Source organism: Sulfitobacter sp. M22, assembly GCF_021736025.1.
GTDB classification, from domain to species: Bacteria; Pseudomonadota; Alphaproteobacteria; order Rhodobacterales; family Rhodobacteraceae; genus Sulfitobacter; species Sulfitobacter litoralis.
On record NZ_WMEC01000001.1, the window covers coordinates 2,734,116 to 2,747,659 of the forward strand.

At 59.3% G+C, this 13,544-nt stretch carries 11 protein-coding genes and 1 pseudogene; 7 read left to right on the plus strand and 5 right to left on the minus strand.

Features of this window, described 5'->3' with window-relative positions; all coding sequences use genetic code 11:
* Positions 1-13: 13 nt before the first annotated feature.
* The 5 genes and pseudogenes from GLP52_RS13430 to GLP52_RS13450 form a co-directional block, all read right to left on the minus strand.
* Positions 14-2,993, minus strand: a pseudogene (locus tag GLP52_RS13430) (formate dehydrogenase subunit alpha).
* Positions 2,994-3,091: 98 nt separating this feature from the next.
* Positions 3,092-3,280 carry a twin-arginine translocation pathway signal protein gene (locus tag GLP52_RS13435; RefSeq protein ID WP_237271099.1) on the minus strand — a complete coding sequence of 63 codons (189 nt, stop codon included), beginning with the start codon at positions 3,278-3,280 and terminating at the stop codon, positions 3,092-3,094.
* 58 nt (positions 3,281-3,338) lie between these two features.
* On the minus strand, positions 3,339-3,947 hold the full coding sequence (locus GLP52_RS13440) for a TorD/DmsD family molecular chaperone (protein ID WP_237271100.1): 609 nt from the start codon (positions 3,945-3,947) through the stop codon (positions 3,339-3,341).
* On the minus strand, positions 3,944-4,558 hold the full coding sequence (locus GLP52_RS13445) for a DUF3306 domain-containing protein (protein WP_237271101.1): 615 nt from the start codon (positions 4,556-4,558) through the stop codon (positions 3,944-3,946). The genes GLP52_RS13440 and GLP52_RS13445 overlap by 4 nt, the downstream gene beginning before the upstream one ends.
* On the minus strand, positions 4,555-5,091 hold the full coding sequence (locus GLP52_RS13450; protein ID WP_237272615.1) for a DUF3305 domain-containing protein: 537 nt from the start codon (positions 5,089-5,091) through the stop codon (positions 4,555-4,557). Before GLP52_RS13450 ends, GLP52_RS13445 begins: the two co-directional genes overlap by 4 nt.
* A 366-nt stretch (positions 5,092-5,457) precedes the next feature.
* Between GLP52_RS13450 and GLP52_RS13455 the strand changes: the two genes are divergently transcribed.
* The 7 genes from GLP52_RS13455 to GLP52_RS13485 all read left to right on the plus strand — a co-directional run bounded on the left by GLP52_RS13455 (position 5,458) and on the right by GLP52_RS13485 (position 13,514).
* Entirely contained in the window at positions 5,458-7,410 is a 1,953-nt protein-coding gene (locus GLP52_RS13455; RefSeq protein WP_237271102.1) for a 4Fe-4S binding protein, read from the plus strand.
* Between the two features lie 36 nt (positions 7,411-7,446).
* Positions 7,447-7,647: a DUF6494 family protein gene (locus tag GLP52_RS13460; protein WP_093731957.1), complete on the plus strand. Its 201-nt coding sequence runs from the start codon at positions 7,447-7,449 to the stop codon at positions 7,645-7,647.
* Positions 7,644-8,711 carry an iron-sulfur cluster carrier protein ApbC gene (apbC, locus tag GLP52_RS13465; RefSeq protein ID WP_093731956.1) on the plus strand — a complete coding sequence of 356 codons (1,068 nt, stop codon included), beginning with the start codon at positions 7,644-7,646 and terminating at the stop codon, positions 8,709-8,711. Before GLP52_RS13460 ends, apbC begins: the two co-directional genes overlap by 4 nt.
* A complete protein-coding gene (locus GLP52_RS13470; protein ID WP_093731955.1) occupies positions 8,708-9,409 on the plus strand; it encodes a biotin/lipoate--protein ligase family protein in 702 nt (233 codons plus the stop codon). The genes apbC and GLP52_RS13470 overlap by 4 nt, the downstream gene beginning before the upstream one ends.
* On the plus strand, positions 9,406-9,924 hold the full coding sequence (locus GLP52_RS13475; RefSeq protein WP_093731954.1) for a DUF6505 family protein: 519 nt from the start codon (positions 9,406-9,408) through the stop codon (positions 9,922-9,924). The genes GLP52_RS13470 and GLP52_RS13475 overlap by 4 nt, the downstream gene beginning before the upstream one ends.
* Before the next feature lie 368 nt (positions 9,925-10,292).
* Complete coding sequence (locus GLP52_RS13480; RefSeq protein ID WP_093731953.1) at positions 10,293-10,802, plus strand: hypothetical protein; 510 nt, start codon at positions 10,293-10,295, stop codon at positions 10,800-10,802.
* A gap of 57 nt (positions 10,803-10,859) precedes the next feature.
* On the plus strand, positions 10,860-13,514 hold the full coding sequence (locus GLP52_RS13485; RefSeq protein WP_093731952.1) for an NEW3 domain-containing protein: 2,655 nt from the start codon (positions 10,860-10,862) through the stop codon (positions 13,512-13,514).
* The last annotated feature ends 30 nt before the right edge of the window (positions 13,515-13,544 follow it).

Consider the following 13,544-nt stretch of genomic DNA (forward strand, 5'->3'; position numbering starts at 1 on the left):
CTTGTTGGTCTCCTTACGCTGTCCAGATTTTGCAGAGGGTCGCTTTGGTCTCTTGCATCTGAGTTACTGAGTCATAGCCATATGTTTGCGCGGTGTTGGTGGATTCACCCAGGACGTAAGGGTCAGCCCCGTCTGGATATCTGTCCCGCAAATCGACGCCTTCCATGTGGCCGCCAAAGTGGAACGGCATGAATGCCACGCCGCTTTCGACACGTTCCGTGACCATCGCCATCACTTTGATCTTGCCGCCTTCGGGGCCTTCGACCCAGACATCGGCCCCGTCACGCACGCCCAGATCGTTGGCGTCCCGGGTGTTGATCTCGATAAACATGTCTTGTTGAAGCTCGGCCAACCAAGGGTTGGACCGGGTTTCGTCGCCGCCACCTTCGTATTCGACCAACCGACCAGAGGTCAGCACGATCGGATAGTCCTTGGAAAAGTCGTTTTCCTGAATGGACTTATACATTGTTGGCAGGCGCCAGAACTTTTTGTCGTCATAAGTCGGGTAATCGGCGACCAGATCACGACGGTTGGTGTACAGCGGCTCGCGGTGGATTGGCACCGGATCGGGGAAGGTCCAGACCACGGCGCGGGCCTTGGCGTTGCCGAAAGGGGCACAGCCATGCTTGATCGCGACACGCTGGATGCCGCCCGAAAGGTCGGTTTTCCAGTTCACACCACCGGTATCGGCAACGTAATCCGACGGAGTTTCGCCGGTTTGCGATGTTTCGCCGACTTCCTCGTTCGGCTTTGCATTCGCCGGTGCGCCTTCGGGATAGCCCGCGACATAGTTGATCACCGCCATCTCGTCGTCGGTGAGGTCTTTGTCCCAGCCCAGTTCACGCAGCATGGACATGGTGAACTCTGGGTAGCCGTCCTTGATCTCGGACCCGGCGCTGTAAACGCCGTCGGCAAGCAGGCTTTCACCGTCACGCTCGACGCCGAAACGGGCGCGGAAGGTCAGGCCGCCTTCGGCCACTGGCAAGGACATATCGTACAGGTTCGCCGTGCCGGGGTGGTTCATCTCGGGGGGTGCCCCAAGCAGGCCATGGCAAGCCGTAGAAGTCGCCATCGGCAGGTCCGCCCTTGGCGCGCAGGGTGGTGCGGTCAAAGGTGTGCTGGTTGGCCATGTGCATCTTCATGCGTTCAGGGCTTTGAGCGGTGTATCCGATGGTCCACATGCCGCGGTTGAATTCGCGGGTCAGGTCCTCGATGTTGGGCTCATCGCCGTCTAGCGCGATGTTCTTGAACAAACGATCGCTGAAGCCGAACTTGTCGGCGAACAGCTTGATGATCGTGTGGTCGGGCTTGGATTCGAACAGGGGTTCAACGACCTGATCACGCCACTGCAGCGACCGGTTGGACGCGGTGACAGAGCCGCGCGTTTCGAACTGGGTCGTTGCGGGCAACAGATACAGCCCGTCTTGACGGTCTTGCATAACGGCGGAAACCGTTGGGTACGGATCGACAACAACCATCAGGTCGAGCTTTTCCATCGCCGTGACCATTTCCTTTTGGCGGGTCTGCGAGTTGGGCGCGTGGCCCCACAGAACCATCGCGCGGGTGTTGTCCGGCTGGTCGATGTTTTCCTTGTCTTCCAGCACACCGTCAATCCAGCGGCTCACGGGGATACCGGTCAGGTTCATCATCGAGGTGTCGTTGAACGACGCCTTGGAGAAACGGGATTGCAACCATTCAAGGTCTTCTTCCCAAACCCGTGCCCAGTGTGCCCAAGCGCCTGCGGACAGTCCGTAGTAGCCCGGCAGTGTATCCGCCAGAACGCCCAGATCGGTGGCACCCTGCACGTTATCGTGGCCACGGAAGATGTTGGTGCCGCCGCCAGCGGTGCCCATGTTGCCAAGGGCCAGTTGCAAGATGCAGTAGGCGCGGGTGTTGTTGTTACCGTTGGTGTGCTGCGTGCCACCCATGCACCAGATCACGGTGCCGGGACGGTTGTTGGCCAGCGTACGCGCGACGCGCTCAAGCTGGGAGGCAGGTGCACCGGTAACGCGTTCAACCTCTTCGGGTGTCCATTTCGCGACTTCGTCACGGATCTGGTCCATGCCCCAAACGCGGGTGCGGATGAATTCTTTGTCTTCCCACCCGTTTTCGAAGATGTGCCAGAGGATACCCCAGACCAGCGCCACGTCCGAACCGGGACGGAAGCGGACATATTCATCCGCATGGGCCGCCGTTCGGGTAAAGCGTGGATCGCAAACGATCATCGGCGCGTTGTTCTGCTCTTTTGCCTTCAGCAAGTGCAGCAGCGATACAGGGTGCGCCTCGGCAGGGTTGCCACCGATCACAAAGATCGCCTGGCTGTTGTGGATGTCGTTATAGCTGTTGGTCATGGCGCCGTAGCCCCATGTGTTCGCAACGCCCGCAACGGTGGTGGAGTGACAAATACGCGCCTGGTGGTCGACGTTATTGGTGCCCCAATAGGCCGCGAACTTGCGGAACAGATACGCCTGTTCGTTGTTATGCTTGGCAGAGCCGAGCCAATAGACGGAATCGGGACCGCTTTCTTCGCGGATCACATTCATTTTGTCGCCGATTTCGTTGATCGCCTGTTCCCAGCTGATCCGAACCCACTGGCCACCCTCTTTTTTCATCGGGTATTTCAGACGGCGTTCACCGTGGGCATGTTCACGTACCGACGCCCCTTTGGCGCAGTGCGAGCCAAGGTTGAACGGGCTGTCCCAACCGGGCTCCTGACCCGTCCAGACGCCATTCGTCACTTCGGCAATGACCGTACAGCCAACCGAACAGTGGGTGCAGACCGACTTGATCGTCTCTACCGCGCCGCTGACGGCTGTTGCTGCCGACGCTTGTGTCACAGAGCCCGCGGTCGATGCGATCGCCGCAAGGCCACCGATGGCCAGACCGGACCCGCGCAGGAACGCGCGACGGTCAACGGATTTTTCCGCGATGTCGGATAGCATGCCCGCCCGCTGGGGCCGCCGTGCCATCCCGTTGGTCTTTTTCCGAAGCATAATAGTCTCCCTAGAGGCCCGCGTGCTCTGACCGCGAGGGTCGGATCGGGGCTGAGTTTTCCTCCCGCGGTTGGGCCCGCGGGTCGTTGATCACTGAATTAGAAGCGTGTGCTTTCCAGATAGGCGCGGGTATGCGCGGTATCCTGCATCCGGTCCGACTGCAGGTCGACCGGCTGCGCTTCTGCGGCGGTGCCGCTGGTGGCCACGGCGACGGCGGTTGCCGGTGCAGCGGTTCCTGCCAGTTTCAGGAAATTGCGGCGGTTGGTGCCTTTGGTATCCTGGGTCATGGGTTAAACCCCTTTCCTTGGTTGCGCGGGGGGTAAGGCCCCGCCTGATGTTGTGCGGTTATCCCGCCGTCATACGAAATGCTTCGCGTTCGATGCCCATGAGGGCGCTGCCGACAGCGGCAACCCCTGCATACAGGACGGAGTTTTTGGCCCCTTGGAGGTCGGTAAAGAAGTGACCAGCCCAAGGCGCGATGTGTTTGTTAAAGAATGCCCGCTGCGCGGCATCGCTGGCGGGCGTACCAAAGCGGCCCACGATCATGCCGCCCATCATCTCCATCAGGGAGGCGATGTTGTCTTCGGGTTCAAAGACGTTTTCGGCGCGGCTGATGCGCTGTGCGGCCATGTCGCTGCGCAAGGCTGCCAGTGGTTTTTCATTCAGAAAACCTGTTAGGTAATAGCTGGCATAGGGCAAAAGTTCGCCCCGCCCGAGCCCGATGAACAGCGCGTTAAATTCCGTCTGCACCTTTTTGGGCGTGACGGCCTTGGCCACACGCGCCAGCCCGTTGATCGCCTCGCCCAAGGCGCTGTCATCTCCCGACAGGCCAGCGGTCTGGTCCAGCAGCATCTGGTCGGCAGGTCGTGCCAGCATCACGCCAAGATAGTTGTACAAATCGGCGCGCAGACGGTCTTCGGCAGAGACCTGTATGGTTTGGGCGGCAGCGGTCATGCGCGGTGCTCCTCAAAACGAAAGGCCATCCGGCGCGGGGGCAGGGCGGCGGGTTCCTCTATCGCGGCGTCGGCGATAGCGGTTTCTGCGGGGGCGTCCGCTTGGGCGACTGCGGCGTCCGCGTCGATCTCTACCGGTGCAGCGGGCTGGATATCTTCGTCGATCGCAGGAGCCTCTGCCGTATTAGATGCAGCTTCTAGCGATGCGGCCGCTTTGCGTGCGACATCTTCGATATGGCGGCGTAGGCCCTTGCCCACCTCATAGCTTGTGGTGAAATTCGTTACCGCAGACGCTTGGGTGTAGTCGTCGGCATAATCTACCAGATCATCCAGACAGGCCAACGCCGGATCAGACACCCACAGCTTGCGCAGCGCACGACGGCGCAGGTGTTCAGGAATGGCACGTGCCATGAACGCCGAGAAATCATCGCCGGACTTCATCGTGTCGGGATCGGGCAGGTCAAGCTCTGCCAGCAGGTCTTCGTCGGTCTTTTCCGCCAGCGTGGCCTGATGCTCTGCCTCGGCCTGCGCAACGGCGGCCTGTTGTTCGGCGGCCTGCTCTGCTTTGACGGCAGCGCGGCGACGATCCCAGAAAGAGGTTTGACGGGTCATTGCGATGGCCCCGAACGGGCCGTACGCGGCGCACGGTATACATCAGAGGTCTGCGAGATGCGCGCATCCCCGATGCCGTCTTGTTTCGGCTCTTGGTATTTGTCGCGCCGCCGCTTCACAAAGGCTTCTTCTTCGTGGTGCGTTTCGACATAAGCGCTGATCCACGCGTGAACCTGTGGCGTCATCATCACCTTTTCAACGATGTCTTCGCCATTGTCGCTGTAGTCTTGCGCCTCATAGGGCGATGCGGTGACCATCACCACGTCAAGCGGGCGGTCGGCGTCGCGGGTCTCGCGGCAGATGATGTAAAGGCAGGGCACATTGGCGGCGAGGCCGTGAACATAAGCCTCTGTATCAGAGCGATACAGCGTCAGCGGCACGGTGGTCACGTGATAATCAGAAACACCGCCTTCTGTGCGCAGCAGCTTCCAGTCGGCAGGGTCGGCACCCGGCAGAACGCAAACCGCACGCCAAACGACCTTCGCCCACCGAGTCACGCCAGGCGACTTGCGAAGGACAACCCCTACGGGCATCGTTTGCGCTGATTTAAGCGGTGCGTTCAATTTCAGTTTCCAATGATGTTTCAGGCGTTTCCGACCCCATATTGACGTAATCATAACGCGGATCAAAGGGGATTCTAGGGCTGAATCACACAGTTTTGTGAATGCCGCAATGCAGCATTTACCGAACGTCAATATTTGCCATATTTACTTGGGGCTTGGCCCTTTCTGACTGTTTTTGTTGGGTAATTCATGCTGTGGATGCAAACGTCCCCTTCGCGGCCAAGGGGGGTAAATAGGGGTTTGCGGCGGGTCGCGAACACCACTAGCTTGTCGGGCAAGCGCTGACAGCACCCTGACGCTTGCTTGATACCCATCGGTGCTGTCCCTGAGGAGATTATGGAAAAGACTTTTCTGCTTTGCGACTGTTTGGGCAGTCAGGATATTGATGCGCCTGCTTTGTCAAAGGCGACGGGTCTGCCGTGCTCCAAGGTCTATACCTGCCTGTGCACAGATCAGATTGGCATTGCCGCAGAGGCGATGGCGGCGGGCGACACCGTGATCGCCTGCCAGCAAGAGCGCCCCCGCTTTGAAGAGCTTGCCGCCGAGATCGAAGCAGATGTGCCCGAGTTCGTCGATATCCGTGACCGCGCCGGCTGGCATGATGACAAGGGTGACGCGACGCCCAAGATGGCGGCGCTTTTGGCAGAGCAGCAACTGGCGGCACCGGCTCCGCGTGTGTTGGATGTGGTGTCCGAAGGCACTTGCCTGATCATGGCCCCCCCGGCCCTCGCGCTTGAGGTGGCTGAAACCGTGGCCGATACATTGGCCGTGACGGTGTTGTGGCAGGGTGATTATGACACGGCGGTTGATCCGCGTTTCGACGTGGTCAAAGGCGACCTGCGCAAGGCGTCGGGCGCGTTGGGCAATTTCAACCTGACTTTTGACCAGTTGCAGATGTTGATCCCCGGTGGGCGCGGTGCGCCGTCGTTCACCGCGCCGCGGGACGGGGCAAAATCGCAATGCGATATCATTCTCGATTTGACGGGAAATACATCGCTGTTTCCCGCGCCGCACAAACGCGACGGTTATCTGCGGGCCGATCCGGGCAGTAAGCCTGCTGTGGCAGAGGCCGTACGCGAGGCCATGCAGATGGTCGGGACCTTTGAAAAGCCGCTGTATGTCCGGCTGACAAAAAGCCTGTGCGCCCATTCGCGAGCCGAACAGCCCGCCTGTTCCAATTGCCTGGACCTGTGCCCGACGGGGGCTATTACCTCTGCCGGTGAACATGTCGCGATCGACCCGATGATCTGCGCGGGTTGTGGCAGCTGTTCGGCCGTGTGCCCGTCCGGCGCAATCACCTATGACGCGCCGCCCGTGGATACGCTGTTTCGCCGGGTGTCGACGCTGGCATCGACCTATCGCAAGGCAGGCGGCAACGCGCCGCGCTTGTTGGTACATGACGAAGACCACGGGGCCGAGATGATCCGCCTTTACGCGCGGTTCGGCGCTGGCTTGCCAGTTGATGTAATCCCGCTGGCCGTAGATGCGCTTGCAGGGTTCGGCCATGCTGAAATGCTGGCCGCACTTGGCTGCGGTTTTGCGCATGTGGATGTATTGCTGTCGCCGCGTACAGAGCGTGACGTGATCGAGGTTCAGGCCGAGCTTGCCCGTGCCATCAGTGGCACCGATACGATCCGCCTGATTGATGTTGCCGACCCCGATGCGCTGGAAACCGCATTGGTTACCGAAACGCTGCAGCCCGCGCATGACACGCTGCTGCCGCTGGGTACCCGCCGTCAGGTAGCGCGGCTTGCGGGCAAGACCTTGCAGCCCGAGGCCAAGGTGATCGATCTGCCCGATGCTGCTCCCTATGGTGCCGTGCTGGTGGATACGGATGCCTGCACGCTGTGCTTGTCGTGCGTGTCGCTCTGCCCGTCGGGCGCGCTTGGCGATAATCCCGATCTGCCGCAGCTCCGCTTTCAAGAAGATGCCTGCCTGCAATGTGGGCTCTGTGCCAATATCTGCCCCGAAGACGCGATCACGCTGAAACCCCAGTTGAACCTGACCGCGCAGGCCTTTACCCAAGTGGTGCTGCACGAGGAAGAACCCTTTGCCTGCATCGAATGCGGGTCGCTGTTCGGCGTGAAATCCACCGTGGAAAAGATCACCGAAAAGCTGGCGGGCAAGCACGCTATGTTCGCCTCGTCCGAGGCGGCAAAGATGATCCAGATGTGCGACAATTGCAGGATCAACGCGCAGTATCACGCGCAGAACAATCCGCTAGCGGGCAAAGAACGCCCCCGCGTCCGCACATCCGAAGACTATTTTAGCAAGCGCAAAGACCACTAGGCGCTGTGCAGACCCACCCCAGAACAGGAGAAAATCATGAGCGATGATTTCAACATGTCGATGCGCAAGTTCCTCAAGCAGGTCGGCGTGACCTCGCAGCAAGCCATCGAAGAAGCGATGCGCGAAAACGGCGATACCGGCGGCAAGACATTCGAGGCTAAAGTGGTTCTGACCGTTGACGGGCTGGACCTTGAACATGTCGTGACCGGCAAAATCCAAGGGCAGTCCGAAGCGTGAGCGTCACCCGTGATGCCGTATTGGCCTGCCTGAAAACCCTGAATGACCCCGTGTCCGGCAAGGACATCGTCGAACTGGGCCTTGTTAAAGCATTGACCGTTGACGAGGGCGCGGTGCGCTTTGTGCTTGAGGTGAACCCAAGCCATGCCGACGCCTACGCCAAGTTGCGCGACGAGGCAGATGCCGCGGTCAAAGCGCTTGAGGGGGTTGCCTCTGTCTCGGCTGTGCTGACCGCCCATTCCAAACAAGCCCCACCGCCCGATCTGAAACTGGGCCGCAAATCCGAACCCGCAGGGCCAGAGAAGATCCCCGGCGTGGACCGTATTATTGCCATCGCGTCAGGCAAGGGTGGCGTCGGGAAATCTACCGTTGCTGCGAATCTTGCTTGTGCGCTGGCCGCCGAAGGCCGCCGCGTGGGCATGCTGGATGCCGATGTCTACGGTCCGTCGCAGCCGCGGATGCTGGGTGTTTCCGGCCGGCCTGCGTCGCCTGATGGTAAAACGATCCTGCCGATGCGCAACTTTGGCGTGACAATGATGTCGATCGGATTGATGACCAACGACGATCAGGCGGTGGTCTGGCGCGGTCCGATGCTGATGGGCGCATTGCAGCAGATGATGATGCAGGTGCAATGGGGCGCACTGGATGTGTTGATCGTCGATCTGCCGCCCGGCACCGGCGATGTGCAGATGACGCTGGCGCAAAAGGCCCATGTGGACGGCGCGATCATCGTCAGCACACCGCAGGATGTAGCGCTGTTGGATGCCCGCAAGGGGATCGACATGTTCAACCAGCTCAAGACGCCGATCATCGGGATGATTGAGAACATGAGCACCCATATCTGTTCCAACTGCGGGCACGAGGAACATGTCTTTGGGCATGGCGGTGTCGCCGCCGAGGCAGAAAAGCTGGGCGTGCCGCTGCTGGCAGAGATACCGTTGCATCTGGACATTCGTGTCGCGGCTGACGGCGGCGCGCCGATTGTGGTGTCCAAACCCGACAGCACGCAGGCCGAAGGCTTCCGCAAAGTGGCCAAGGCCCTGATAGCGGGCGGACACGCATGAGCGACGGCCCCGTTTTTCCACCCTTGCTGGCGGGTGCGCAGGCTGATGACCCCTTCGAGCAGGCCTGCGCAGAGGCGCGGCAGGGGTGTGATGCGGGGCTGGTGCTGTATGATCTGGGGCCGAGCGTCTTGCAGGTCGCCATCGTCTTTGCGCCCGAGGTGCCGCTGGCCCAAGCAATGGCGATGCTGCCGCTTTGCGCCGTGGGGTTCCAGAATGCCCTTGGCGCGCTAGCGCCGCCCGAGGTGGGCGTACATCTGGCATGGAACGGTGATTTGCGGCTGAATGGCGCGATTTGCGGGCAGATGCGTGCAGCGGCCTCTGAAAGCGATCCGACCCAAGTGCCTGACTGGCTGGTCGTAGCGTTTCACGTGAAGCTATTGCCGCAGAATGACACGCCAGGCGATACGCCCGATGTGACCACGCTGTATGGCGAAGGCTGTGCCGAAGTCGGTTCGGTCGACCTTCTTGAGGCTTGGGCGCGGCATATGCTGGTTGCGCTGAACCGCTGGATGGATGACGGCGCAGGCCCGCTCCATAAAGAATGGACGGGGCTGGCCTGGGCCATGGGAGAGCACATGACCCATGGCGACCTGACCGGCAGCTTTACCGGTGTTGACGAAAACTTTGGCCTGCTGCTGAAAACCGACAAGACCACGCATCTTATTCCACTGACCGACCTGCTGGAGCCAGCCTCATGAGTGATCTATTCCTCGCCCGCGCCATCCACTTTGATGAAAGCGACCGTAATGTATTTCATTCTCCGGCGCGTACGGGCGAATGGTGCGTATCCGGCGGGTTCGAGTTTTCGAACTGGTCCGAAGGCGATCTGACCGGCAAGGCGCGGCAGGCATTTGCGAACGGCTGGATGGGCGTGGAAACCTTTGGCCGCGTGACATTTGTCGCGGTGACCAAGGCGGAACCGTTTGAGGTCGAGGCAATCACATTGCAGCTGATGAAGCATTTCGTCGAGATCTATGGCGCACCTTCGCCCGAAGCCGCGCGCCCTGTGGCAGAAGAAGAAGTCGCCCAGATGATGGAGCTTTGCGCCGACCACGCCCCCAACACGCTGCTGACCGTCGCACGCGAACTGTCCGACAGCGGTGTGCGCGAAAGCTATCGTTTCATCGAACCGCAGGATGCGGGGATTGATCAGTTTGCCGTGCACGGATCGCTGGATGAGGACGACCACGGTGGGCACGGTCACTCTCACTAACCGTTAACTATACGAAACACCCTGTCCAGTTATCCGGACGGGGTGTCGCATATTCTTCGCCCCAGATCGGGGCGATATTCCCCCCGAATAGATAGAATCAACGCCCTGTTTCACGTGGGCGAACCGCCTGCCTTGTGCAGTCCGACGCGGGATTGCAGCTGCAATCACCGCGCGAATTGCGTGTTGTGCCCTCGAATTGATAGCGCCGCATATACGGACGGGTAGAGGGCTGCCCAGCAGATCAAAAATCTAACCCTAAGCGAGAATGCAGCGCGAGATATTTCCCGTGATGATGAATTCAGGACAGCCCAGCCACTGGGACAGTTCATCAAAACTGCCGGCGAGGGCCGGCCTATAGGGGAAACAATATGTCACTTAAAACCAACCAGATTGCCCGTGCGTTGCTCGCAGGTGTTGCGATTTCTGTCGCCGGTGTGCCGGCTTTTGCCGACGCACTTTCAAGCAGCTTTTCCTTCCGCATTGTTGAAGCAGCCGAGGGCGAAGAAGCGCTGATCGAACGGGGTACAGTACGCCCCGGCGAGGTTGTTCAATACCAGCTGCAGCACGAGAACACGACCGAGCAAGCCCTTGCAGGGATCGTCATTGCGGCACCGGTACCCGAAGGGGTGACCCTGACACTGGGCGCCGAAAGCACCTCCATCAAGGCTGTGTTCGAAGTGCAGGCAGACCTCGACCCTGAAAACGATGGCCTCGAATGGTCCACACTCCCCGCCACACGCATGGTCGCCGGTGCAGATGGCACACTTCAACCAGAACCGCTTCCTGAGGATCAGATCGCTGCCGTCCGTTGGACGCTAAGCGAGCCTCTGGAGTCAGGCGAAATCGCACTCAACAGCTACCGGGTGCGCGTCAACTGATCGGGGGGAACCTGATCCAATTTGCTTATTTCAAATTAAATCAAAGGAACGACTAACGTGAAACATCAATCATTCTTCATGCGCTCTGCAAGCGCGATGGCGGTCACAGCCGCATTTGGCGCAGTCGCCATGGCGGCCTCGCCAGATGCCGGGTCCGTGATCGGCAACCAAGCGGTTGCGACGTATACAAACGAAGCTGGCGATACCATTACGGTCACGTCAAACACAGTTGAAACGATCGTGCAGCAGGTTGCTGGCGTCACGATGACGTCGAATAACAACGAAACAATTGCACCTGGTGGTAAGGCTTTCCTGCCGCACATCATTACCAACGACGGGAACGGCGCAGACTTTTTCACACTCGCGGCAACTGAGTCAGGTACAGGCTTTCTTGAGCCCACTGGCATCGTCTTCTATCCGGATGCGAACATGGATGGTGTCGCCGATAGCGCTACGCCGTTGAGTGAAACACCAACATTAGCCTCGGGCGAACAGTTCGGCGTCATCATCGAAGTCACTGCCCCATCAAATGCATCAGGCACTGACGACATGGCCGTCACAGCGGTCTCGAACCTTGATGGCACCGAGACAGCGCTCAATACCGATACATTGACCATCTCTAACGATGCGATTGTCGAACTGGTCAAATCCATGGTTGCGGATGCAGGCTCAGGCGGGAACACGAACATCGTCGACGCCGGTGACACAGTGACCATCAAGCTGACCTACTCGAGCACCGGCCTTGCTGCTGCGCAAAACTACGTTGTGGATGACATCCTGGACGGACGTCTGGAATACGTTCCGGGCTCGGCTCAGTGGTCTGATGCTACAGATCCGCTGGATGATACCAATGGGTCGTCGACACCTGACGCCTATAACGGTCCAAATACGGCCACGGCTGACTCCATCGCCTTCGATAACAATGGTCAAAGTGTGAACTTTACCATCTCGAATATCGACTCTGGTCGTTCTGGCAGCGTGACGTTCCAAGCGGTGATTTTGGACACTGCGGATGCGGGCATCATCGAAAATGTCGCGACTCAAGAAGTTGACTCCGTCGCTTTCCCGCCATCGAACACAGCCTCGATCATCGTGGACGACCAGTTCGCTGTGTCCATCGCTGATACAGCCATCGACGGTGCCGGTGCGGCAGATGCAACCACTGCTTCAGGAACCGATGATGACGGGCAAAACAACGATGTCGTGACAGAGACCGCCGATGCGCAACAAGGCGGCACAATCAAACACGAGTTCGTTCTGACCAACCGTTCCAACCAGACCGACAACCTGACGCTTGATATCAACACTGTCACCGATACCTATCCAGATGGCACAACCTTCCGGTTCGTAGGTGCGGACGGGATCACACCAATCATCGGTTCTGTAGGCCCGATTGCTGCAGGTGACAGCGTCAAGGTTACCTTGATCGCTACACTGCCAACAGACGCCGCACCAACCGGCGCTGCCAATTACAGCGCCACCGTGAAAACCACATCGGATGCCTCAGGTGTATCGGATACATCGACAGCGACATTCACGGGTGCTGTCCTTGCATCGTCCGTTGATCTTGAGAACGCGGTCGTAGGGTCCGAAGGCGATGGCCTTGACCCCACGAACGGCGGCGCGCCCTGGGTGACCTATCCCACCGATCCCGGTGCGCCGGTCACCTATGACATGGTCGTTCAAAACAACGGTCCGGTATCTGACAGCTACAATCTGTCGCTTGCGCAAGCTTTGCCCGCTGGCTGGACCGTCGAATTCCGCTCTGCTGACGGGTCTGCGATTACCAACACCGGGACCATCCCGGCTGGTTCAAGCGATACCTTCACCGTTGTGATCACCCCGCCTGAAGATCAGCTCCCTGGTGACACCTTGGTAGACATCGCGTTGATCTCTTCTGTATCGGGCCAAGGCGACCGGATCGTCAACGCAGTCACCGTAAGAGAGATCTATAATGTAGAGATCATCGATGACCAGACGGCTCAGGCTTCGCCGGGTGGGATCGTCGATATGACCCACACCATCACCAACACCGGTAACGTTGCTATCACCGAAGGCGCAATTGATGATGCAGGGCTAGACAACTTCTCGGGCGCATTGTTCTGGGACGCCAATGGCAACGGTGTGATCGACCCCTCTGAACTGGTGATCGACAACTTTGATGATCTGACGGACGGTGTATCGGCTGGTGTGAACGGGCTTGCCCCCGGTGACAGCATCTCGGTGATCTACCGTGTGCAGACCCCTTCGACATCGACAAGCGGTGTGACCGAGAACAGCGTTATCACCCTTGATCCATCGCTGAACAACGCCACAGCGACCGATGCGGATCCGACTGACAACGCAGTAGAAGACCGTATCGTGATCATCTCTGGTGACATCACGCTGAGCAAGTTCCAGTACATCGACGCCGGCTGCACTGGCGCTGTCGGGACCTTTACCAAGACCCGTCAAGACGTCGAACCAGGTCAGTGTATCCGCTACAAGGTTGTAGCTGAAAACACCGGCTCCTCTCCCGCTGCAGACGTCATCATCTCTGATGCCGCGCCCGCCTACACGTCGATTGTCGATTGTGGCGGCACATGCAGCGAGACGCTCATCCCGGCAGGCAGCACATCCACAGTCACAACGAGCAACATCTCAAGTGACCACGGCACGGTGCTTCCGGGTTGGTCCGCTGAACTCGAATTCACCGTTCAGGTGGACGAGTAAGCGTACCCTTGGTCCCCCGGAGCACCTTCC

What these genes read in the sequence shown, in the direction of transcription:
- GLP52_RS13445 (WP_237271101.1), bottom strand. Translation starts at nt 4,558, where the DNA reads ATGACCCGTCAAACCTCTTTCTGGGATCGTCGCCGCGCTGCCGTCAAA.
- GLP52_RS13460 (WP_093731957.1), top strand. Translation starts at nt 7,447, where the DNA reads ATGAGCGATGATTTCAACATGTCGATGCGCAAGTTCCTCAAGCAGGTC.
- GLP52_RS13455 (WP_237271102.1), top strand. Translation starts at nt 5,458, where the DNA reads ATGGAAAAGACTTTTCTGCTTTGCGACTGTTTGGGCAGTCAGGATATT.
- GLP52_RS13435 (WP_237271099.1), bottom strand. Translation starts at nt 3,280, where the DNA reads ATGACCCAGGATACCAAAGGCACCAACCGCCGCAATTTCCTGAAACTG.
- GLP52_RS13440 (WP_237271100.1), bottom strand. Translation starts at nt 3,947, where the DNA reads ATGACCGCTGCCGCCCAAACCATACAGGTCTCTGCCGAAGACCGTCTG.
- GLP52_RS13450 (WP_237272615.1), bottom strand. Translation starts at nt 5,091, where the DNA reads ATGCCCGTAGGGGTTGTCCTTCGCAAGTCGCCTGGCGTGACTCGGTGG.
- GLP52_RS13480 (WP_093731953.1), top strand. Translation starts at nt 10,293, where the DNA reads ATGTCACTTAAAACCAACCAGATTGCCCGTGCGTTGCTCGCAGGTGTT.
- GLP52_RS13470 (WP_093731955.1), top strand. Translation starts at nt 8,708, where the DNA reads ATGAGCGACGGCCCCGTTTTTCCACCCTTGCTGGCGGGTGCGCAGGCT.
- GLP52_RS13475 (WP_093731954.1), top strand. Translation starts at nt 9,406, where the DNA reads ATGAGTGATCTATTCCTCGCCCGCGCCATCCACTTTGATGAAAGCGAC.